Genomic DNA, 26,898 nt, shown 5'->3' with positions numbered 1-26,898 from the left:
CAAGTTCTTTTTAGTTTAAGGCGAATATAAGGACCAAACAAACTATCTTACAAATTGACCGTAGAAACTTCAAGGGTAATGCTTTGACAAATATATTATATAACAAATATTAACATCTACAGAATTTATTTTTGAAAATTATGTGAATTAATAAATAAAATAGTTTTTTTTTAGATATTATTGTTAATAACTGGGTATCATTATATTTCATTCTGCAACTTATTTAGAAGAGCTATGTACATTTCGAAGAAGTTCTTCAATAAGTTTTGTTTTTTCATTTACCTTTGTGGCATATTTGAAATCACCATAACAATATGGATACCTAAAATTATTTTTATTTCCACCACAAGTGTACATTGCTGGATTTTGATCAACTTTCATCTTAGAAAATATTTTGGCCGAATCCTCCGAGTGTTGTTTAACTTCTTGACTAGCAATAAAATCAATATACCCTGGCCCCATATTATAGCTTTGAATAATTGTATCCATGCTAACATCTTTTTCCGTTCCATACTTGTACATTTTAACAAAGTGCTTTACCCCTTGTTTAATGCTCAAGCTTGTCTCTTGAATTTCATTTGGCTTTAATCCAAGTGATTCGGATGACTGCATAGGGTCGTTTCCCTCACCTCTACTCTCTTGATACATAATTCCTAATAAAATTGGTGTTTTCTCTCCTAAATTATATTTTTCTAATTCTTTTTTTAAGGTAGACTCATATTGCAATACACGTTTTTCGGTGGCTAGCGCTTTATTTTGTTGAATATTGGTTTTATGATTAAAATATAGCATTCCAAGTATTGTTCCTAAGCCTAAAATGCTAATAAGGAACACTTTTATAATTTGTTTTTTACTTGTATCCTTCATATATTCCTCCTCGTATAAGAAATGCAATTTTTCAAAGGTAATTGGTTATATATAAACTATGTAATGAACATCTATCTCCCACCCTTTTAGACTCATACATCAATACTTTAAGGTTTCAAGTTTAATATAAAAATTTAAAGATAAGGTAAAGATAAGATAAAGATAAAATAAAGGGTATTTTTTAGCGTACTTTAAAAGATATTGCTACAAAGGGATATATGGGACAACTTGTTGATATGAATGGATTTAGTGATAATTGAAAGGTTATTGTACAAGTTATTAATTATGGAGACATCATTCCAGAAGATTTAATCCATCTTTTCAATATGCTTTATATAAAAACCACAACATAACATATAATAAAAAACGGCGAACCCTCCACCTAGGAGAATCCACCATCACAAATAACTGATTATTTCACACCTAGTTTTTTTGCTTTCTTAGGGATTCCGTCTTCCAGCACTTTCTCCCAAGCTGTTACACACCTGGAATATGATGTGATTGCATTTGAAACAGGGCTTTTGGAAGCAGCAGCTGTTCAGCAAAATTTTGATAACTCAACCGCTACAGAAGCGATGAAACAATCCTTATACTCTGTATGGAAAACTGAGGAACTTGAACAATTATTTACCTATATGAAAGAACAAAAAGAAAAAGGAAAGCCACTCACATTAGCTGGTTTTGATATGAATTTGTTTTATAAATCTTCATTCCGCTCTTATGCAAAAGAATGGTTGCAAAAAGTAAATCCTGAAGTAAAGAGTGAATTTGATACAGCAGTGTCAGAGTTGATTGAACCGGATAGGTATTACAATAAAAATAAAACATATCCCTATGATCGGTTTAAAATGGAGATACAGCCCGTAATTAACAAGTTTGAAAAGGTTAGAATGTTTATTCAGAATCATAAATCTGAATTGATTCAAGTTACACCACATCCTACGTATGATGTGAAAGTCAGAGGTGGCATCTCCTCACCTAACCTGACAGACTATTCTTTTTATATCCGAGATCAAAAAATGGCACAAAACTTCGCATGGCTAACTGAAATGCAGTATGGAAACAAACTGGCCCCCCTTTAACAAGTAATAATTTGTTCTGCACCCATGTTGATAATTCTTCTGGTAATCGGAATATAACGGAACCATGTTGCTCTTTTATAATGACATAGGGATTGCGGAATTCTTCTTGAATGCCGATTCCAATCACTTGATACAATTTCCTGCACTGACTCGGAAACAATATATTTGGAATGTCTAATGATTCAATTTCATGAAAAGAATGACGGAATCTCACATCCATTGCAAATACCATCACACCAACTCCCAGCTATACGTAAAACACAATTAGTATACCGATGAGATCTATGTTACGTGCAGAAATCCCCGTTTTCTCCCCAGACTTATCTACAAGAATAAAAAAGGAAACACAAGATATGTTCCCTTTTCACTATTTGTTTTCTACACTTTTAATTCCAATATTTCTAGATGCTGAATAGATCCGCCCCCTGGCAGGTAGACATCTTCCTCCTTCAGCAGAGATACGGAACTTTCCGTTTCTACTAGTGATGGAAGATTGCGCACGCCAAATAATAATACTTTCCCCCTATTGCCCAAATGACGTGGGGTATGCATGGAAATCGTAAGGTTGTTTATGCATGTAATTGTTCCTGTTCTTAAACATTTTCGGGTATCTATTTTTATTATGTTTTGCTTTTGTAGTATTTCTTATTTTTATTGTTTGATTGTTATGACTGGCACTTGCTCGTTTGCGGAAATTTCACTGTAACCATAATAAAGTAGAAAAAACAATAAAATAATTGTGCAAATAAATATAAACACTTTATAACTATACTTCATATGAAAAACCTCATTTTCCCTATATAAGTGAATGTACATACACCCTATAAATCTAATTACATAAATTATCGGATGTTTTAGTAGTAGAGAATCATTAAGTATTAGGAATTGTTATTCATAAACATATCCAAGAATTCTTCAAAAAAAATATCATCTAGGCATTTTAACATTTCATCAAAATGCACAGATGATATTTTGTACGTTTAGCTTGGTAATGCTTTTTATGTAATGAATTCTTATCTCTATTTCACCTCAATGTTTATATGTACAAGAGTCTGTGTAGCAATTAGGCTGTACTTTAAATATGTACTCAATTGTGTGTGGGAAAGGAAGCACATTTTATTTAAAGTGGTTACTTTAAAGCCCTTAATTAGTTGGTAGTCTTCTTCATTCAGACAAAAAGGAAATTTAAAGTGTGCACGTACTTTCAACTCAGACTTTTTACTACACACACTCCTATACACATAACAACATTTATAGTTTTTTGTAACATTACAGAAATAACAAGAAACAAAAACGAAACATTTATAATAAAATGTAACAACTTAGTAACATTAATGTAACATAACGTGTGTAATCGCACAATACTTTTTTAACTGAAAATCAATAAATTTATGTAAGTACCCATAACGTATTACATATTGTTTGTGAAACCTTTTAATGAACAAGTATAAGTGGATGGCGGGAATCGAACCCGCGGTTGTCGCCGTAAAAGGGCGATGTGTTTGGCCGCTTCACCAATGCGCTGTATTAAATATGTACCGAATGTATCCCTTTGGTACATAAATAGACCTGTAGATAGGAAATGTTCGCTACGTTTATACACTTATGGTCAGAGGTTCTGGAGGCCCCTGTCTCGCCCTTAAATTATACCCCCTCGCGGTCGGAATGACAGGACTTGAACCCGCACATTCAACAGAATACTAGATCCACAATCTAGCAAGTCTACCATTTCGCCAAAAACTCCATGAAAATAGAAAAAGACCACCGAATGTACTCGATTGTCTTTTTGCCATGCATATCTGCACAAGAAGTGTATACTTCAAACCCTTTAATATTTTTAGCTATGAGCATACTTATAAAACTCTAAAAACTATTTGAAAATCTTTTAGAATCTAACTTTCTTTTAATACTATTTGCTATTTCTTCAATATTTTCATTTAGAAAGAAATGATTACCTTCAAAAGAATGAAAAGTACACGTTTTACTTGTGTATCGTTTCCATTTTATTACTTGATCATATGTAGTAAATTCATCATTTTCCCCATTAAATATAAGAAAATCAATATCACATGGTTGTGTATTTTTGTCATGAATATACGTCTCAACGATTTTAAAATCTGCTCTTAGAATAGGGAGAAAAATCTCCATCAATTCTTCTGATTGCAGTACCCCAGATGGTGTACCTCCCATTGCAATAACTTCTCTTTTGAATTGCTCATTAGAAAGATTATGTCGGATATTTTTTATTTTACTATTTGGATGATTTCTACCGGACAAAACAAGAAATTCAGGCGATACGTTTTTAGAATCTTTTATTTTTCTGGCTACTTCATAGGCGATCAAACTTCCCATGCTATGCCCGAATAGAATGTAGGGCGAATCATCTATCTGCATAACTATTTTATTGTAGACATCATTTACTGCCTCTTCCATACTTTGGTACAAGTTTTCTTCAATTCTATATCCTCTGCCAGCTAACTCTATCGGGACTACCTCAATAGATGGATTAAAGTGATTTTTCCATTTTGCGTAACTAAACGCAGATCCCCCAGCATGTGGAAAGCAAAAAAGTTTAGTCTTCTGCATTGATTTTCTCCTTACTTTCAAATTTGTATATATTTTGGCAAATTGCATAAATGTCTTTAATTATTATCTCTTGCGGAAATTCATCCCTTGTTGCACAAGCAGATAACTTATAATTTGGATCAATGTTATATTGTTTAAAGTAAAAGTTTTTAGGTATATTCTTGTATGAAATTAAAGTTCGTGATTCTTTTTTTATAGAGAATGAATTTAATGGGGTATAAAGCCCTTTTCCAATCGTTTTTATATAGCTTTCTTTTAATGTCCATAAATCAAAAAAACAATTAATTTGTTCATCAGAATTCATATTAGATATATCATAAAATTCATCCGCTGAAAAAAATTCTTTTGCTAATTTACGCGCCTCTATCTCTGAAATCTTTTCTATATCAATACCCACATTAAAATTAGCAGTAGTACAAACCACCCATTCTCCTGAATGTGACAGATTAAAATGAAAGTCAGAAAAATTTTCAACAAAAGGTTTTCCATACTCATTATATTTAAATCTAATTTCTTCATTATTAATTTTATACTTTTGGCAGATTAGAGATCGGATTAGTAAATCCCCTATCAGGGTCCTATTAACGTCGCATGAGTTTAATAAACGCTTCATTCGTTCTTTCTTCTCATTTGAAACCAAGTTACTAAGTTGCTTAAACAAATGACTTTCAATATTCTTTGGTATTTTCACAGCTTGAATGTGTATGATAAATCACTTCCTTTTTTAAAAGATGGCTTCATATATGTGCGTTACATAAATTCAAATTAACTTTATTAAATTGCAAATACAATAGAAAAGGTGCATATTTACATATCAATGAAAATATGCACCTTTCCTCAGTAATATCATCAGGCATTCGCTTCTATTACAAAGATTTCTATGTCTCTACCAATTACTTTTTACATTATCCTCTTAAAAATTAATACTCTTGATATATTCATTATTGCCTACACTTTATTTGCAGTTATTGGGCTGCCCTTTTCGTTCATAGCGTTGCATCTTTTGCACTCTCTACTTTTCGGTTAATGAAAGGGATGTTTCTTTTATCCCTTCAAATTCATTTAATAGGTACTTAGCTATCTTTTCAACTGCGGGGAAGTCTACTATTTCCTCATGTGATCCAGGGACTGAATACCTATTTACTCTACCTTTTAATAAAGGTACCCAATCTGTAAACAACTCTTTTCCTTCCTCAGCACTAAAGTAGAGAACTTCTCCAGAGTATGGTATTAAATCATGCTCTGCCATTAAGTTCAGGCATTTCCTATGAGCATTGATAACTTGCTTCAAATTCATAAGATCTGCATCAGGCGGGAGTACTCCCTCCATAATTAGTCGCTCTACAAGCATATCTTGCTTATGAACGAGCCCTTCTTCCTGCTCAGTAAGATCTCTAGGAATGAAATGTTCAGATATATATGAGAGCATATCCTCCCTTGTTTTACGATCTTGCTCTGAAGGTACTTTAGTATCCATTAGTATCAACAACTCAACTTCCTCACCTTGATTCTTTAGCACAGTTGCGATTTCATAAGCAATTGCACCGCCTAAAGACCATCCTCCAAGGCGATATGGGCCTTCTGGCTGAACACGTTTGATTTCTTCAATGTAAAGTTGAATTAGTTCCGGCAAGGTCAATTCATCAATTTCTCCCTTTTCTATAAGAGGATTCTGTAAACCATAAAATGAACAATGGTTCTTAAGTAATCTTGCTAGTTGAATGTAACAGAATACATTCCCCATAAACGGATGAACACAGAAGAAAGGGCTTTTTTCTGATTCTTGTAGTGGAATTAGCGCTGCTACTGATTTCGTCATATCATGCTTATCACGAATAAGGCATGCGATTCCTTCCAATGTTGGATTCTTAATCAATGTTGAAACCTTAATCTCTTTTCCAAACTTCTCCCTAATTTTTGAAACTAATTTAATTACAAGGAGAGAGTGTCCTCCTCTATTAAAGAAATCATCATTTACATAGACATCTTCTATCTGTAACACATCCTGCCAGATTTTAATCAACTGATATTCAATTTCATCCCTTGGAATGATTGGTGTAGAGAAGTTACTTTCTCTATGAATAGTTAAATTGTTCAATGCCTTTCGATCAACTTTGCCATTTGTTGTAAGAGGAATCTCGTCTACCTTAATAAAGTGTGCGGGAACCATATAATTTGGTACTTGTGTCTTGAGATACTCACGCCACTCATGCATACTACCATCTCCAACTACATAAGCAACCAATCTCTGCTCTCCTAATTTATCCTCTGTTACCAAAACTACTGCTTCTTTTACCAGTGGATGCCTCTCTATACTCGCTTCAATCTCTTCAAGCTCAATACGAAAGCCCCTAATTTTTACTTGATTATCAATTCTTCTCAAGTAATCTAAATTACCATCAGGTAAATAACGAACCAAATCTCCCGTACGATATAAACGCTCTTCTTCATTAAATGGATGACGGATGAATCGCTCTGCTGTTAATTCTGGGCGATTCAAGTATCCTCTCGCTATACCTGCACCCCCAATGTATAGCTCACCTGTTACACCAACTGGAACAGGTAACAAATTTTTATCCAATACATAAGTTTGAACGTTCGGCAACGGACGTCCAATTGTTACTCTCTTACTATCTTTTTTGATATGATAGCATGTTGCATCAACCGTACATTCTGTAGGACCGTATACGTTATAAAAATCAATTTTTTCGGTCTCTACTAGCTGTTCCCATAATGACGGCATGATTGCTTCACCACCGACTAATATCTTACTTGGTACATGAACATCAGCACTTATTTCTAGCAATCCTCCATCTATTAGTAATTGAAGTAATGAAGGTGTCATATCAAACATTTCCAATTTATTCTCCCTAATATAGGACACAAATTGTTCTGGATTAGTGCGAACTTCACTTGGAATAATATATAAACTTGAACCATAAAGCAGCATTTGTAATTGCTGAATAGATACATCAAAGGCAATTGATGCATTCAAACCAACGCGCATATTACTAGGTATCTCATGTGAGAAAACTTCTTTTTGTAAACCATATGATAGGTTTATTACAGAATGGTGCTGTACTAAAGCCCCCTTTGGATTCCCTGTCGAACCAGAAGTGTAGATAACATACGCTAAGTTTCCCCCTGTTACCTCACATATTGGTGAAAGTTTGCTTTCTTGAGAAAGCATTGCTTGGTCCCTATCTAGGCAAACTGTCTTAATGTCTTTAGGTATCCAGCCTAGTAATACTTCATTTGTAACTAACACTTTAATTCCTGTGTCTTCTAAAATATATTGTAGGCGGCTTTCCGGATTCGATGGATCTAATGGAACATAGGCTGCTCCAGCCTTCCAAATTCCCATGAGACCAACAACCATCTCAACTGAACGCTCAAAGCAAAGGCCAACTAATGACTCTGTCCCAATTCCACATTTCTGTAAATGATGGGCTAATTGATTAGCTCTTTCATTCAGCTCTCGATATGTTAGTTGCTGTTTTTCATCTACCACTGCCAACGCGTCAGGCGTACGATTTACTTGCTCTTCGAATAGTTGATGGATTGCATTCTCACGTGGATAGGATATAGTATTATTATTCCATTCTTCCAATAGCTTTCTTTGTTCAGCTTCCGTAATATATACTAGCTCCGATAGATTTTGATCAATGTTTTTGAGCATTTGCATTAACACTTGGTGTAAATGACCCAGCATTCGTTCAATGGTTACTCTATTAAACTTACTACGGTCATACATTAACTTTAACGATAACTGGATTCCTGGAACTACAGCTAACCCTAATGGATAGTGGGTTTGTTCTACCCCTTCCAATTCACCAATTTCCAGATTTTCTGAAGACTCCTCTTTCACTGGATAATTTTCAAACACATATAAACTATTGAACAGCGGTATTCCTCTAGGAACTTCACTCCACCCCTGAATCTCTGTCAAAGAAGCATACTCATATTGTCTTCTTTCTATCTCTTCCTCTTGTATCTTCTGCAACCAATCTATTAATTTTATATCATCCATCAATTGAATTCGCGTCGGTGACGTTGTAATGAAAGGACCTACGATGTTTTCAACATCAATAATCTCCGTAGAACGCCCTGAGCTTGTTACACCAAAAACAATGTCATTTTCTCCACTATATCGGCTCATGATATATGCCCATGCACCTTGAATTACTGTACTCAAAGTAAGTTTATTGCGTTTCGCCCATCCTTGTAACGCTTGAGTCTGCTCTTCTGATAAATACGTAACCTTCTCTGTGTAACCTTTTTCTTCCTCTTTACTTTCTAAGCCCAGCAAAGTTGGCGCAGTAAAACCTTTTAGCTTCTCTCTCCAGAATTGTTCCGCCTGCTCCTTATCTTGCTCTCTTAACCATTGGATATATTTCTTATATGGTGAGGACTTAGGTAACTTCACAGCTTCTCCATTCATTCTCTTCTGATAGACTGTAAGTAATTCATTAAATACTAATGGTAAACTCCATCCATCCAGTAAAATATGGTGATGGGTCCAAACAATCCGATATTCTTCCTCACCTTCTTGAATGACTGTTACCCGCATCAATGGTGCTTCATCAAATTGGAAGGCTTGTTTTCGATCTAATGCCAAAAAGACTTTTCTTTTTTCCTCTATCTCTTCACTTGTCATTGTACGCCAGTCTTCTTTATTCACTTTAAATGGGATATTTTCATACACCACTTGTACAGGTTCTTCAATTTCGTCCCATACAAATGCTGTACGAAAAATTTCATGCCGCTGAATTACAGATTTCCACGCCTGCTCAAATGTAGGAATATTCATTTTTCCTCGAATCATAAAACTCAATTGCACTATATACGGTGCAACATGTTCATCCCCTTGGTCATGCAATGTGTGGAAAATCATACCTTCTTGCAAAGGTGATAGTGGATATAAATCAGTAATCTGATTGTTCTTTCCGCGATGCATTTTGTTTAGTACATTTGTCAAACCTTCTTGGCTAAGATTAGCCATTGCAAAATCCGAAATGGTCAGTGCAGATTCTCTATCTGAAAATTGAATCAATGTACTCAGTTGATATAGCATATTCTGTGCAATACTTTGAATCGTTGATTTGGCAAATTGTCCAACATTGTATACCCAAGTGAATTGAAGTTTTCCATCCGTTACAACGCCAATTACATCAATTACATGCGATCGCTTGGAACCGGCTGCATGATCTAAACGCTTAAATTCGTTCTCCGGAATAAACATTGCATCGCTAGAAAACATTTGGTCAAATTGTCCAAGATAGTTAAAACTAATAGACGGTGTATATTGGGAGCTTAATTGCTCACACATTGTTGCGTTCATGTAACGCAACACCCCATAATCAACACCCTTATTAGGAATTTTGCGAACTTGTTCTTTAACTGCTTTTAATGCTTCAATTGGCGTATTAGCACTAGTAATATTTAAATGAACTGGGTAAATACTTGTAAACCATCCCACAGTTCTCGATAAATCAACATCTTCAATAATCTCTTCTCGACCATGTCCCTCTAAATCTACGCTCAATATCGGCTGCCCCGTACATGCTGCCGTAGCTTGTACTAATGCTGCTAATAATACTTCATTGATTTGGACACGGTGAGTGCTTAAAGTCTCTTGCAATAACATACGGGTCTCATTCTCATTTAACACCACAGTAATTTCCTCAGTTACTGCGCTTACTGGATTACTTATAGTACCATCTACCGGCAATTTAACTACGTCTTGTTCAGCCTGCTCCTCCCAGTAATGTAGCACTTCTTTTGATAGTCCAGTTTCAGCGTAATGATGTAATTTCTCCGACCATTCTTTAAAAGATGTACTCTTCATAGGTAATTGAATTTTCTGCCCTTGGACTACTTGCGTATATGCTGTTTGCAAATCTTCCAATAAAATTCGCCAAGAAACACCATCCACGGCTAAATGATGAATTGTCCAAAATAATCGGCCAGCGTGCTCACCTTCATCAAAATACACCATTCTCATTAGCGGACCATCATGCAAATTCAAACTTTCTTGTGCAACATTAATCTCTTTTTGAATAACCTGATGCCAATCAGCTTCCGGCACTTCGTCTAATGAAATGACAGTAAGCATCAATTGTTCTTCTATTCCTTCATTCCACTGTTTCCAAACCCCATTAGGCAAACGTTCATATCTTAAACGCAGAGCATCATGATGAAGTAGAAGGTTACCTGCCGCCTTTTCCAGTGATCCTATGTCCAATTTCTCTTTCGTTCTAAAGAACATGGATTGATTCCAATGATGTGGGTTAGGATGATTTTGTGCAAAAAACCTTTGCTGAATAGGTGTAAGTATCGTCTCTCCAGTTATAATTCCCTGTTCAGCTTGTACACCTTGTTCTTCTTTGACTACTTGCGCCAACTCAGCAATCGTTTGGTGTTCAAATATTTGTTTTGGTGTCAATTGTAAACCAACTTGCTTCGCGCGCGAGACAATCTGAATGCTAAGAATTGAATCTCCACCAATTTCAAAGAAGTTATCATTCATACCAATACGTTTTGAACCTAGCACACGTTCCCAAATGATAGAAAGCTTATGTTCACGTTCATTTCTTGGGGCCACGTATCCTTCTTTTGTTCCTTGATAATCTGGTATAGGTAACGATTTCCGATCAACCTTTCCATTTATGGTTAGCGGTAATTCTTTCATTTCGACAAAGTAGGAAGGTATCATATGGATTGGCAGTTTTGTTTTAAGGTACTCTCGCCATTCTTCTAAACTGCCTTCGCCCACTACATAAGCTACCAGCCTCTTATCTCCCGACTGATTTTCCCTAACCATTACAACTGCCTCTTTTACTAAGTAATGCTCCTGTAAGGTCGACTCAATCTCTCCAAGTTCAATTCGAAATCCTCTAATCTTCACTTGATTATCCATTCTTCCTAAGTAGGCTATATTACCATCAGGAAGATATCTCACAAGATCACCTGTTCTATATAACCTCTCGCCTTCTTTGAATGGATGAGAAATAAATCGTTCGGATGTTAACTCTGGACGATTCAAGTACCCCCTTGCTAGACCTGCTCCTCCGATATAAAGTTCCCCCATTACACCAACTGGAACTGGCAACCTATTTCTATCTAATACATAAGTTTGGATGTTAGGCAATGGACGTCCAATTGTTACTCTCTTACTACCTTTCTTGATATGATAGCATGTTGCATCAACCGTACATTCTGTAGGACCATATACATTATAAAACTGGATTTTATCAGTCTCTACTAGCTGTTCCCATAATGACGGCATAATTGCTTCACCACCAACCAGTACCTTACTTGGAACATGAACGCCATCGCACGTTTCTAACAATCCGACATCTATAAGTAATTGAAGCAATGAAGGTGTTATATCAAAGATTTCTAACTTGTTCTCCCTAATATAAGCTACAAACTGCTCCGGATCACTTCGTACTTCGCTTGGAATAATATACAAACTTGAACCATAAAGCAGCATTTGTAATTGCTGGATAGATGCATCAAAGGCAATTGACGCATTTAAACCGACATGCATGTTAGATGGTATCTCATGTTCGAAAACCTCTTTTTGTAAACCATACGACAAGTTTAGTACAGAATGATGCTGTATCGAGACACCCTTTGGATTCCCCGTTGATCCTGAAGTATAGATAACATACGCTAAGTCTTCTCCTGTTACTTCACATTTTGGTGAAAGAATGCTTTCTTGTGAAATCATTATTTGATCCCTGTCTAGACAAACTATCTTGATTTCTTTAGGTATCCAATCTTCCAATGACTCGTTCGTAACTAATACTTGAATTCCAGTGTCCTCCAAAATATATCGTAGGCGACTTTCTGGATATGATGGATCCAATGGAACATAGGCTGCTCCAGCCTTCCAGATCCCCATAATACTAACAATCATCTCAACTGAACGCTCAAAGCAAATTCCAACTAATGATTCAGTCCCAATCCCACATTGCTGAAGATAGTGGGCCAATTGATTAGCTTTTTCATTCAGCTCTCGATATGTTAACTGCTGTTTTTCATCTACCACTGCTACCGCATCAGGTGTACGATTTACTCGCTCTTCAAACAGCTGATGAATCGTACTTTCCTGTGGATATGCTACAGTATTATTATTCCACTCCTCCAACTGTTTTTGCTGTAATCCTGATAATATAGGCAACTTAGCTAATGATTTATCAGGATTCTCCACGATTACATTCAACCAGTTCCCAAAATGTTCAGCCATGGATTCAATAGTTAAGCTGTCAAATAAATCAGTTCTATAAACAAAAGTAAGTAATAAACCCTCTTCCACTTCTGCAGCAGTTAAACTTAAATCAAACTTAGCGATCGGAGCATTACTTTCCATTACTTCTATATTTCTTCCATGTAGTTCTGGTAGCTTCTGTCCCGTATTTTGCAAAGTAAACATGGTTTGGAAAATCGGAGAATGACTTGTATTTCGTTCAGGTTGGATAACCTCTACAATTTTCTCAAACGGAACATCTTGATACTCATACGCCTTCAATGCTTTTATCCGTACTTGAGATAACAACTCTTGAAATGCCGGTGCATTACTTAAATCAGCTCGATAAACCAAGGTGTTGACAAAGAAACCAATTAGCCCCTCAATTTCTCGATAATTTCGATTTGCAATTGGGCTGCCGACAATAATATCCGTTTGTCCCGTATAACGAGCAAGGAAACTTTGATACGATGCCAATAAGGTCATGAAAAGTGTGGCCCCTTCTTGACGACTTAGTTCGTTTAATTTATCCAGTAATGAGCGTGACAACAAAACATTATGAGTTAATCCATGGTGGGTTTGCACTGGCGGACGCGGACGATCCATTGGCAACATTAAGACTGGTAACTCACCAGATAATTCTTCCTTCCAATATGCAAGTTGTTGATATAGTACTTCATCTTTCAACCAGTCTCTTTGCCACTGAGCAAAATCGGCATATTGAACTGGTAGTGGTTCCAGCTCTGCTTGTTTTTCACCAATCGCATTCTCATAAAATGCCATCCATTCTTGAAGCAAGATTTCCATCGACCACCCATCCGAGATAATATGATGCATATTACACAGAAGAATCCATTCTTCTTCTGAAATTCTTATGAGTTTCCCACGGAATAATGGCCCTTGTTCTAAATCAAATGGAGATTCGACTTCAGTTTGAATCCATTGCTCCAACTTTCTTTCTCGCTCCTCTAATGAAAGCTTAGTTAAGTCCATTTGTAGAAGCGGACGGAAAACGTACGGTTGAATCTGCTGCACAGGATGGCCATCCTCTTCATAAAATACAGTCCGCAAAGATTCATGACGCTCTATCAACTGATTCCATCCCAACTCCAATGCCTCAGGTAACCAATTCCCTGTAAGACGGCATGCCATCGGCATATTATAAAGTGCACTATTAGGTGCAAATTGATCAATAAACCATAAGCGCTGTTGGGCATAAGACAGTGGAATATTTCCCCCTCGTTCCATCGGCATCAATGGTGGAATTTCTCGTTTTTCGCTCCCCTTACGTAACTGATCTATTCGTTTCGATAATGCCTCGACCGTTGAATATTCGAACAGTTCACGTACTGGCAATTTGATTTGAAAGACTTCCTGTAAGCGTGAGACCACTTGTGTAGCAAGTAGAGAGTGACCACCGAGCTCAAAGAAAGAATCCTGAACATCAATGTCTCTTATTCCTAGCACTTGACTCCACACTGAAGCAATAAGTTCTTCCAGTGGAGTTCTTGGGTATACAGTATTTTCAGCGAATTGTTCACTAAGTATAGGCAATGCCTTCAAATCAAGTTTTCCATTCGGTGTAAGTGGTAAAAATTCCATCTCAATAAAGTTTGTTGGAACCATGTAATTAGGTAAATGTGTTTGTAGATGTTCTCGCCATTCATGGACACTTCCTTCACCAACTACATAAGCTACTAATCTCTTATCACCTTGATTATCCTCTCGCACCAATACAACAGCTTCTTTCACAGAAGAATGCGCCTGCAAAACAGCTTCTATTTCTCCCAATTCAATCCGGAAACCACGAATTTTCACTTGGTCATCTATACGTCCATGGAACTGGAGATTACCATCAGAAAGATAACTTGCTTTGTCTCCTGTATAATAGAGACGTTCTCCTGACTTGAAAGGATGTGGAATAAATTTTTCCTTTGTAAGATCCGGACGATTAGCATATCCACGTGCAAGACTCTTCCCTCCGATATAGAGATCTCCAATTACACCAATTGGTACTAGCTGAAGATGAGAATCTAACACATAAACTTCTGTATTCGCAATCGGTCGACCAATCGATGGCGTACCTGTTGTCACTCCTACAGGTACATAACAATCTGTGGTAACAACGGTATTCTCCGATGGACCATACTGATTAATTACCGCAAAAGGAATATCGTTAGATGGATACTGCGTTAATTGATCCCCACCAGTAATGATAAAACGAAGATCCGTTTTATCTGGCCAAGATAATTTCAAGAGTCTTTCCAGAATAGGCGTAGGTGCAAAGCTAGCTGTTATTCGTGAATCAATGAGCCAGTCCCTTAGTGCTTCTGGATTAATTCTCAGTTCCTCTGTTGACAAGTAGAGTGCTGCGCCAGCAGTTAGATACGGCCAGATCTCCTGGACAGCCGAATCAAAAGCAACCCCTGCAATTTGAGTCGCACGATCCTCTGCTGAAATATGATAAACTTCCTGATGCCAAGAAACCATATTCATTAGTGAGCGATATTCAACCATTACACCCTTCGGTTTTCCTGTAGAACCAGAGGTATAAACAATATAGGCTAAGTTCTCTGGATTTATTTGACGTGTAGGTGCGATTACGCTTTCCACCGTTAATTCTTCTAACCTCACCATTTCGACGTGTGCGAAATGTCCTTCTTGTCCTTCCGCCGTCACTACAAATTGAATTCCTGCATCTTCAATCATGTATTCTAACCTTGATTTTGGATACAACGGATCTAAAACGACATAAGCTCCACCAGCTTTTAAAATGCCTAGTAAACTTACCATCAGCTCAGCTGATCTCGGAAGATAAACCCCTACCACTGACTCTGGGGCTACTCCCTTTCGCTGTAAAACATTTGCCAACTGATTTGCTTGTGTATCCAATTCACCATAAGTCCACTGTTTTGTTTGATCAACTATCGCAATCGCATCAGGACGCCTTGCTACTTGCTCCTCAAATTTGTCGCAAATAAGACCCTGATGAGACATTTCCATTACAGTGTCATTCCATGTTTCTAATAACAAAGTACGCTCGGTTTCTGATAGCATGCTCAGGTCATGCAACGGATTTTGTGGGCGATGAGAAACTTCATGTAGCCATTTCTCAAAGTGTCCTGCCATCCGTTCAATAGTAGTAGCATTGAATAAATCCTTATTGTACTCAAAAGTAAAAAGTAATCCCTCTTCCGTCTCAACTGCCATTACACTTAAATCAAACTTTGCAATTGGACTATGGCTTTCTATCATTTCAATACTTCTACTAGATAACACCGGTAACTCTTGTTTCATATTTTGCAAGATGAACATAGTCTGGAAAATTGGCGAATGACTTGTACTTCGCTCCGGTTGCACAACTTCTACAATTTTTTCAAATGGAATATCTTGATATTCATACGCCTTCAATGCCTTTTGACGAACCTGATACAGTACATCTTGAAATGTCGGTCTACCACTCAAATTAGCTCGATAAACCAGCGTGTTAACGAAGAAACCAATTAGTCCTTCAATTTCTCTATAATTCCGATTCGCAATTGGGCTTCCGACCAGAATATCTTCTTGTCCCGTATAACGAGATAGAAAGCTTTGATATGCAGCTAAAAGCGTCATGAAGAGCGTAGCCCCTTCTTTTCGACTAAGTTCATTCAATTTATCATGTAGCGTGCTTGGCAGAACCATAGTGTATGTCGACCCGTGATGAGTTTGTATTGCGGGACGCGGGCGATCCACAGGAAGTTGGAGTACAGGAAGCTCCCCAGACAATTCTTCCCTCCAATATTGGAGTTGTTGATCAAGCACCTCCTCCTTTAACCATCCTTTTTGCCACTGAGCAAAGTCGGCATATTGAACCGGTAATGGTTCAAGTTCCGCTACCTTTCCATCCGTTGCTTTCTCATAAAATGCCATCCATTCTTCAAGTAGGATTCCCATTGACCATCCATCTGAAATGATATGATGTAGAGTACAAAGGAGTATCCATTCTTCCTCTCCCACGTGCAAAATACTTGTCCTGATTAATGGACCCTCTGTTAAATCAAATGGTACTTCTGTTTCTTGTTGAATTAAACGTTTAACTTCTTCTTCTTGATCTTCAGAAGAAAGCATAGTTAAATCCGTTTTCGGAATTGATTGAAAAGCATACGGTTCAATTTGCTGTACGGGTTGACCATTCACCTCTTGAAAGACCGTCCGCAGTGATTCATGACGTTCTATTAGTTGATTCCATCCCGTTTCCAATGCTTCAAGTAGCCAATTCCCTGTAAGACGGCATACCATTGGCATATTGTAAAGGGCACTATTAGGTGTAAATTGATCAATAAACCATAAACGTTGTTGGGCATAAGATAGTGGAATAGCTTCTCCTCGTTTCATTGGTATTAGTGGCGGAATCTCTCGTTTTTTATCTCCTTTACGTAACTGTACTAATCGCTTTGCCAGTGACTCCACCGTTGTATATTCAAATAGTTCACGTACTGGTAATTCGATTTGAAAAATTCTCTGTAAACGTGACACTACTTGAGTAGCTAGTAGTGAATGACCACCGATTTCAAAAAAGGAATCCTGAACACTAATATTTTTTATTCCTAACACTTGGCTCCAAACGGAAACGATGAGCTCCTCCACTGGTGTTCGTGATGAAGTAATATCTTCACTTATGAACTGTTCTTCTAATTCCAATAATGCTTTCCGATTCACTTTACCATTTGGAGTGAGTGGCATACCTTCAATTTGGAAAAAGTATGCCGGAACCATATAATGTGGTAATTGCTTCTTGAGATATTCACGCCATTCTCCAGCATCCCCTTCACCCACTACATAAGCTACTAACTGCTTATCTCCTGGTCGTTCTTCCTTCACCAACACGACTGCCTCTTTTACAGATGAGTGATCATGTAAAGCTGCTTCAATTTCTCCCAATTCAATTCGGAATCCTCTAATTTTAACTTGGTTATCTATTCTTCCAATATATTCTAAGTTACGATCATTCATATATCTCACCAAGTCACCCGTTCGATATAATCGTTCCCCGTCCTTAAAAGGATGCGGAATAAAACGTTCAGTAGTTAAATCCGGTCGATTGAAGTAGCCACGTGCCAATCCTACTCCTCCAAGGTAAAGTTCCCCTGCCACACCAATCGGGACCACTTGTTGATATTGATCTAACACATACAACTCTGTATTATCAATTGGACGACCAATCGGAATAATCATTGCTTCTTTTTCTAAATCACAATCGTAATAAGTCACATCCACAGTCGCTTCAGTAGGACCATACAAGTTAATTAACTTTGTTTGCTGAACATTGTAAAAGATCCCCTTAAACCGGCGAACATGCTCAGTGTTTAACGCTTCTCCACTAGTAAAAACTTGAATTAAAGACGATACATCCCTTTTCGAATTATATAGTTCCATATAATCTAAGAAAGTAGATAACATCGACGGAACAAAGTGTATGGTGGACACGCGATATCGTTCAATATACTCCTCAATCACCGCAGGATCTTTCTCTCCTCCTGGTGGAAGTAAACAAACACGTGCTCCAACAAATGACCACCAAAATAATTCCCATACAGAAACATCAAATGAAAACGGTGTCTTTTGTAGGATTGTATCCTCCTCGGACAATGGGTATTTTTTCTGCATCCACTGTAGGCGGTTGATAACGGAATGATGTTCAATCATTACCCCCTTTGGATTTCCCGTCGAACCCGAAGTGTATATAATATAGGCTAAGTTATTTGCTGTTACTCCACTTACCGGAGCTAAATTACTCTCTTTAGAAATCATCACTTGATCCCGGTCTAAACAAATTGCTTGAATATCTTTAGGTAACCAGTCCTGTAGTGCCTCTTTTGTTAACAGCACTTGAATTTGTGAATTCTCCAAAATATATCTCAGGCGGTTTTCAGGATAACTTGGGTCCAGTGGGACATAAGCCCCACCTGCCTTCAAAATCCCAAAGAGACCGATAATCATATCAGGAGAACGTTCAATACATATACCAACTAATGATTCGGGTCCGATACCTCGTTTTTGTAGAAAATGTGCCAATTGATTCGATTTTTCATTTAGTTCTTGATACGTTAGCTTTCCACCCTCATAAACTACCGCCACTGCGTCAGGTGTCCGTGCAACTTGCTGCTCAAATAGCTCATGAATCATACAATCATGACCATAAACTACGTCCGTATCATTCCATTCTTCTAGGAGTTGTTTTTGCTCAGTATCCGATAACATTGACAGCTTTGTATATGATTCATCTGGATGATACGTGATTTCATTTAGCCAGTTCTCAAAATGTCCTGCCATACGTGCAATGGTACTACTATCAAATAAATCCGTGTTGTATTCAAATGAGACGAATAGACCTTCTTCCACTTCGTAGGCAGTTAAGCTCAAATCAAATTTAGCAATAGACATATTACTTTCTACCATTTCAATACTTCTATCAGGCAAATCTAGTCGTTCTTGTTTTATATTCTGTAGCGTAAACATGGTCTGAAATATAGGGGAATGACTCATGCTTCGTTCAGGTTGCACAGCTTCTACCACTTTTTCAAATGGTATATCTTGATATTCGTAAGCTTTTAACGCCTTTTTCTTTGTTTGGTTCAAAATCTCCCGAAAAGTAGGGGTGCCACTCAAATCTGATCGATAAACCAACGTATTAACAAAGAAACCAATTAATCCTTCTACTCCCTTATGGTTCCGATTTGCAATCGGGCTACCAACTAGAATATCTTTTTGTCCCGTATAACGAGCAAGAAAGCTCTGGTATGCGGCCATTAAAGTCATAAATAAAGTGGACCCTTCTTGTCGACTTATATCCTTCAATTGACTGAGCAATTTATAAGGAAAAATCACATGATGCGCAGCCCCAGAGTAAGTCTGCTTAACCGGTCGAGGTCGATCCACTGGCAGTTGTAAGATAGGAAGCTCACCAGACAATTCTTCCTGCCAATACGTAAGCTGACGATTTAGCACATCACCTTGTAACCACCCCTTTTGCCACTTCGCAAAGTCTGCATATTGAATAGATAATGAACTTAATTTAGCAGGATTTCCGCCCGTTTCTTCTTCATAGAAAGCAAGGCATTCATTCATGAATATACCAATGGACCAAGCATCAGAAATAATATGATGCATCGTACACAGTAATAACCATTCATCCTTCTCTAATTGAACAAGCTGATTACGAATTAAAGGACCATTCATTAAATCAAATGGTTCTTGCGCTTCTCTCGCAATTAAACTATCTACCTCTTTTTCTTTTACTTCTAGAGGAAGTTGAGAGTAATCCCTTACAGGTAATGCTCTAGGAAGGAATTCGACAATTTGTTGCACAGGCTGTTCTCCTATTTCTTTAAAAACAGTTCGTAATGATTCATGACGTTCAATGAGTCGATTGAATCCCTTCTCTAATGCTTCAGGTATCCAATTTCCTTTTAGATGCCATACGGTTGGAATATTATATAAAGAACTGTTTGGGTTAAATCTGTCCATAAACCACAAACGTTGTTGTGCATAAGACAACGGGAGTGCTTCTTTATTCTCCTTTTTTTGCATTTGCTTCTGAAGCCATGCTCTCTTCTCAGGAGAAAGTGAACTCAGCTTTGCAAGTAAATCACTTCTCATTTTTTTACCCCTTCCTCAATCAAATTACTCTCAAATATCCCTTGTGCTTCTTCCTCTGATAACTCTTCTAATTGCTTAAGCAGTTCCAGTAATTCTTCATCATTACTCACTTCTGCTTCTTTTTGAATATAATCTTGAAGGCTTATATTCTCCTTACTATCATTCTGCATTTCTTGATTTTTGTTATCGAGCAATTGATCAATCTGTTCTGCCAATTGCTGCACCGTATGAAACATAAATAAATCATGCAATGGTATCTCGATTCCAAAAGCCTCTTTAAGATTGGAAACAGCTTGCGTAGCAAGTAATGAATGTCCACCAATTTCAAAAAACGAATCTTGAATTCCGATGTTTTCCATGCCTAAAACTTCATGCCATATCGAAACAATTGTTTTTTCCGTAGACGTACGAGGAGCAATATAACAACTCGCTATCTCCTGCTTCTCTGGTGCTGGTAAAGCCTTCCTATCAATTTTTCCATTAGGAGTGAGTGGAAATGCATTTAATCCAACAAAATAGGATGGAATCATATAATTTGGTAGTTGGTCCTTGAGATAATCACGCCACTTTTGAGAATCACCGTCTCCTACAACATAGGCAATCAAACGTGGATCGCCAGGATAATCTTCCCGCACCATCACAATAGCTTCGTTAACTAATGTATGCTTTTGTAATACCGCTTCGATTTCTCCTAGTTCAATCCGGAACCCACGAATTTTCACCTGATGATCAATTCGTCCAACATACTCCAAATTTCCATCCGGCAAATACCTTACTAGATCTCCAGTCCGGTATACTCGCTCGTCTTCTTTAAACGGATGCGGTATAAATCGATTTTTCGTTAAGTCAGGGCGTTTTAAATATCCACGTGCTAACCCTGATCCACCAATGTACAACTCACCAACTACACCAATTGGAACCATTTTTTGTTCAGCACTCAATACATATACTTCTGTATTGAAGATTGGTTTACCAATTGGTGGTACCCTATGCATGACACCCTTTTCTAATTCCAGATACGTGGAATACGTAGTATCTTCAGACGGTCCATATAAGTTGAACACCTTCTCAATCGTACTTCTCTCGTATAAATCTTGAACAAGCGGATATGGTAACGGTTCTCCAGCCAAATTCATTACCTTTACTGAAGAAGGAATTGTTTTTGCTCGAACCAGTTCCTTTGCTGCCGATGGCACAGTATTAACCAAAGTCACACCTTTGGTAGACAACTTGTCTAGATGTAGAGCATTTTCAGCGACAATCACCTTACCACCCATCGTTAAGGGAACAAATACTTCAAAAACGGATAAATCAAAAGATAGTGAAGTTGAAGCTAATACTCCCGCTAATTCCTTTCGAGAATACGTATGATGCGCCCAATGAATCATTGTTACTGTATTCCTGTGCTCAATCATTACTCCCTTTGGATTTCCCGTGGAACCTGAAGTATAGATAATATAGGCTAAGTTATCACCCGTCACTTCACTCGTGCATACCGTAGTAACTTCTTGTTCTATTTCTGCTCGATTACGATCAATACAAATGACGTTAACGAATGTAGGTATAACCATTTTTTGTTGTAACTTTTCCTGTGTCACCAGTACCTTTATTTGAGCATCTTCTAAAATGTACTGCAGTCGACTTTCCGGATACGCTGGATCAATTGGGACATATGCTCCTCCCGCCTTCATAATTCCTAAGAGACCGACAATCATCTCGGATGAACGTGTAACGCAAATCCCAACCAATGTTTCGCATGTTACACCATTTTTTTGTAAATAATGTGCCAACTGATTCGAGCGTTCGTCCAACTCTCGATATGTTAGTTCTTCATCTTCGCACACTACTGCAATTGCTTCTGGTGTTTTTTCCACTTGTTCTTCAAACATTGTATGAATCGTACTATCTTCTATATCTATAACGGCTGATTCATTCCATTCCTCTAGTAGTTGCTTATATTCCACTTTCGATAACATATTCAATTCTGATAATAAACATTTTGGATAAGAGGCAATTTGATTTAACCAATGTTCAAAATGATTTACCATACGTTTAATGGTTGTATCATTAAACAAATCAGTATTATATTCAAAGGTTAGTGATAATCCTTCTTCCGTCTCAGAAGCAAATAAACTCAAATCAAATTTGGCAACAGAAACATGGCTTTCCATGAGTTCCATTTGTCTTTCGGATAGCTGAAGAAACTCTTGTTTCGTATTCTGTAAAGTAAACATAGTTTGGAATATTGGTGAATGACTTGTATTCCGTTCAGGTTTTACGGATTCTACCACTTTCTCAAATGGGATGTCCTGATACTCGTATGCTTTTAGTGCTTTTTTTCTTATCTGCGACAATAGTTCTTGGAACGTCGGATTTCCACTGAAATCAGCTCGATAAACTAACGTATTTGCAAAGAATCCTATTAATCCCTCAATCTCTTTCACATTTCGATTAGCGATGGGGCTTCCAACTATAATGTCGTCCTGTCCTGTATAACGAGAAAGGAAGCTTTGATACGCTGCCATCAATGTCATAAATAAAGTGCATCCTTCTTGCAAACTTAAATCTTTGAGCTTTTCCTGTAAGGAATTCGCCACTATTAAGGACTGACTTGCACCACGATGGGTTTGAACTGCAGGTCGAGGACGATCCATCGGTAATTGTAAAACCGGTAGTTCCCCAGATAATTCTTCCTTCCAATATTGAAGATGCTGATTCAAACTCTCCTCTTTTTGCCATTCCTTCTGCCACATAACAAAATCTGCATATTGGATAGATAACTCCTTCAATTCCACTGGTTTTCCGGTTAGTGCTCCTTCATAAAAAGCCATCCATTCTTCAAGTAAGATTCCCATTGACCATCCATCTGAAATAATATGATGCATCGTACAAATGAGAACCCATTCTTCCCTGTCCACTTTCAATATTCGTGTTCGAATCAGAGGACCTTGTCCAAAATGAAATGGTTCCTCCGCCTCGTTTTGAATAAGGCGTTTCATTTCTCTTTCCCTATCTTCCAAAGAAAGATCTGTTAGATTCGTTTGAGGAATATGCCTGAACACATGAGATTGAACTTGTTGAAAAGGTTCACCCTCTTGTTCTAGAATTGTCGTCCTTAATGATTCATGACGCTCCAACAATTGATTCCATCCGACCTCCAATGCTTCAATTGACCATTCACCTGTTAAGCGACACGCTGCATGGATATTGTACATAGCACTATTTGGCATTAATTGATCAATAAACCATAGACGTTTCTGCGCATAGGAAAGTGGGATAACTTCTTCTCGTTTCATAGGTACAAGAGGAGCAACCTCTCGTTTTTTATCTTCTTTTCGTAACTGATCCACTCGTTTCGCCAATGCTTCCACTGTATCGTGCTTGAAAAGTTCACGTAATGGAATTTTAATTTGGAACAGTTCTTGCAATCGAGAGACAATTTGAGTAGCAAGTAGTGAGTGCCCACCACGTTCAAAGAAGGAATCCTGAATGCCAATATTTTCTGTTCCTAATACTTGACTCCAAACCGAGGCAATAAGCTCTTCCGATGGCGTCCGAGGTAGCACATTTAAATCTTCAATAGCTTGCTCATCAGGTGCTGGCAAGGCCTTTCGGTCAATTTTCCCATTTGGAGTAAGCGGGAAGTGTTCTAACTCTATAAAGTGCGCTGGAATCATATGATTCGGTAATTGTTTTTGTAAATACTCTCTCCACTCCTCGGTATTTCCATCGCTTATTACATATGCAACCAATCGTTGATCACCTGGACGATCTTCTCTAACTAATACGACAGCCTCTTTAATAAACGAACATTTTTCTAAAGTCGCTTCAATTTCTCCTAATTCAATCCTAAAACCACGCATTTTGACTTGGTGGTCCATTCTACCTATAAATTCTAAATTTCCATCAGTTAAATATCTTACTGAATCTCCTGTTCGATATAGTCGTTCCCCAAATCGATATGGATGCGAAACGAATTTTTCAGCAGTAAGATTCGGACGATTTAAGTATCCACGTGCTAAACCAGCACCACCAATATATAACTCACCCTCAATTCCTATTGATTGCAAGCGTTGATTTTGGTCTAATACATATAATTGCGTGTTCTGTATTGGCTGCCCAATAGAAACAAATTCTTGATTAGGCTGAATATCAAATGCATTCACATAAATAGTGGCTTCAGTTGGTCCATAAAAGTTGGTTAATTTCACTTGTCCACTATAATTCCATTTCTGTTGAAATCGTCTAACCAACCCTGAACTTAGTTCTTCTCCACCAGAAAATACATGGCGTACGGACGAACAATTCATGTTCAATTCAATATGATTGAAGTGGTCTAAGAAAACAGATAACATCGAAGGTACAAATTGAACTATAGTAACCTGATGTTGTTTAATCACTTCAGCTATAATAGAAGGATCTTTTTCTCCACCTGGAGGTAGGAAAGATACACTTGCACCAACGTGAATGCCCCAAAACAATTCCCAAACAGAGACATCAAATGAGAATGGCGTTTTCTGCAAGACCACATCCTTTTCAGAAAGCGGATATTTATGTTGCATCCATTCTAGATAATTAATTACTGAATGATGCTCAATCATTACTCCCTTTGGATTCCCTGTAGATCCTGAAGTATACATAACATACGCTAAATTTTCTCCTGTTACACCACTTATGCATGGGGTTGATTCTTCTTTTTCAATTGCAGTATAATCTTTATTCATACAAATCGTTTCTATTTTTTCAGATACAAACAAATTTTTAGAATTTTCTTCCGTCACTAGTACTTCGATTCCAGCATCCTCTAATATATATCGAAGTCGACTCTCTGGATAAGTAGGGTCAAGTGGAACATACGCTGCTCCTGATTTTAGAATACCTAATAACGCTATCATCATTTGTAATGAACGTTCCATATATACCCCAACTAGAGACTCTGGGCCTACACCATGCTTTTGTAGATAATGAGCTAGCTGATTTGCACGCTTCTCCAACTCTTTATAGGTAATTTGTTCATTTTCGTAACTAGCCGCGATTGCTTCCGGTGTTTTTTTAACTTGCTCCTCAAACATCGTATGAATCATGCCTTCAGCCGAATAATTAAATTGAGTATGATTCCATTCCTCTAGTAACTGTATCTGTTCTTCTTCTGTTAAATGAGTAATTTCAAATAGTTTTGAATCTAGGCTCTTCGTCATCTGAATTAATATTTGCAATAAGTGATTCTGAATCAGATTTATTGTTTCTTCATTAAAATAGCTTCGATCATACATCAACTTTAAAGTAATTTTCTTACCGGGCATTACAATGAGTGTTAAAGGATAATTTGTTTGTTCCGTGCTTGTAACATCTAGTAATCTTAAATCATCATTTCTCTCACCTTGAATTGGATAATTTTCAAACACATACAAGGTATGAAATAAGGAGCTATTTCGCGGAACCTCACTCCAGCCTTGAATATCTATCAACGAATTATACTCATACTGTCTTCGTTCCATTTCTTTCATTTGTATTTTACGAAGCCAATCTACTACTGATGTATTATCCGTTAATCGAATTCTGGTAGGTAATGTGTTAATAAATAGCCCCACCATATTCTCTGCTCCCATTAAATCAGTAGGACGTCCAGCGCTAGTTACGCCAAATACGACGTCACTGTCACCGCTATACCTACTCATCAAATAAGCCCATGCACCTTGTACTAACGTATTCAACGTTAATCGACTATTTCGTACCCACTCTTGTAACTTCTCAGTAAGTTTCTCAGATACTTGATAAACACACTCTCCATAGCCCTTCTCTTGTCCTTGATCCTTTCTTTCCATTGCTAATGGCGTAGGTGCATAGAACCCTTTTAATTCTTCTTTCCAAAATTCCTCTGCTTGACTTTGATCTTGTTTATTTATCCACTGGATATATTTTTTATAAGGAAGAGATTTAGGAAGAGTCAATAATTCTCCCTTTATCATCTTGAGATAAACTTCCATCACTTCACTAAAGACCAATGACACACTCCATCCATCTAGCAAAATATGATGATGTGTCCAAATAATTCTCGTTTCCTCTTTTGCTTCTTTAATCGCAGTGACTCTCATCAATGGTGCTTCATCCAATAAAAATCCTTTTCTACGATCTACATTCAAAAACTGTTGTAGTTTCTTCACCCTTTCCTCATGTGGATAGGTGCTCCAATCCTCTTGATGAATAGTAAAAGGAAGACGTTGGTAAACCGCTTGTAGTGGCTTTTCTACTTCCTCCCATACAAATACTGAACGTAAAACCTCATGTCGATTAATAACATATTCCCAAGCCTTTTCAAAAGTATCAACATCCAATTGCCCCCCGAGCAAGAAACCTACTTGTACAATATAGGAAAAAGAATGTTCATCATCTTGATCGTATAAAGTATGAAACAGTATTCCTTTTTGCAAAGGTGATAAACCATATATATCAATAACGTCTCCCATT

Annotated in this window: 6 protein-coding genes and 1 tRNA gene; 1 reads left to right on the top strand and 6 read right to left on the bottom strand. The window is 37.4% G+C overall.

The features are described from left to right. Positions 1–219: 219 nt before the first annotated feature. Positions 220–867, bottom strand: coding sequence for a lysozyme family protein (locus NST27_RS11995; RefSeq protein ID WP_000655731.1), 648 nt, complete (start codon positions 865–867; stop codon positions 220–222). Between the two features lie 497 nt (positions 868–1,364). Here NST27_RS11995 and NST27_RS11985 point away from each other — a divergent pair, with 497 nt between their 5' ends. After that, the gene (locus NST27_RS11985) at positions 1,365–1,949 is read left to right on the top strand and encodes an erythromycin esterase family protein (RefSeq protein ID WP_001987336.1); all 585 of its coding nucleotides are present in this window, start codon (positions 1,365–1,367) and stop codon (positions 1,947–1,949) included. A gap of 1,456 nt (positions 1,950–3,405) precedes the next feature. Here the strand turns inward: NST27_RS11985 and NST27_RS11980 are convergent. From NST27_RS11980 to NST27_RS11960, 5 genes are all read right to left on the bottom strand, one after another. After that, positions 3,406–3,465: transfer RNA gene (locus NST27_RS11980), tRNA-Lys, on the bottom strand. A 347-nt stretch (positions 3,466–3,812) separates the two neighbouring features. Next, positions 3,813–4,535 (bottom strand): thioesterase II family protein, encoded by a 723-nt coding sequence (locus NST27_RS11975; protein ID WP_001172931.1) that lies wholly within the window; start codon positions 4,533–4,535, stop codon positions 3,813–3,815. Next, a complete protein-coding gene (locus NST27_RS11970) occupies positions 4,522–5,226 on the bottom strand; it encodes a 4'-phosphopantetheinyl transferase family protein (protein WP_000701217.1) in 705 nt (234 codons plus the stop codon). Before NST27_RS11970 ends, NST27_RS11975 begins: the two co-directional genes overlap by 14 nt. Positions 5,227–5,547: 321 nt before the next feature. Next, a complete protein-coding gene (locus tag NST27_RS11965; protein WP_001255740.1) occupies positions 5,548–20,430 on the bottom strand; it encodes a non-ribosomal peptide synthetase in 14,883 nt (4,960 codons plus the stop codon). Beyond that, positions 20,427–26,897 (bottom strand): non-ribosomal peptide synthetase, encoded by a 6,471-nt coding sequence (locus tag NST27_RS11960; RefSeq protein WP_000503039.1) that lies wholly within the window; start codon positions 26,895–26,897, stop codon positions 20,427–20,429. The genes NST27_RS11965 and NST27_RS11960 overlap by 4 nt, the downstream gene beginning before the upstream one ends. Position 26,898 lies beyond the last annotated feature (1 nt).

The organism is Bacillus sp. FSL W8-0770 (assembly GCF_038008705.1).
In the GTDB taxonomy this organism is placed as follows: domain Bacteria; phylum Bacillota; class Bacilli; order Bacillales; family Bacillaceae_G; genus Bacillus_A; species Bacillus_A cereus.
Note: the sequence above shows the minus strand (reverse complement) of the source record. Positions and strands in the feature narration are given on the sequence as shown.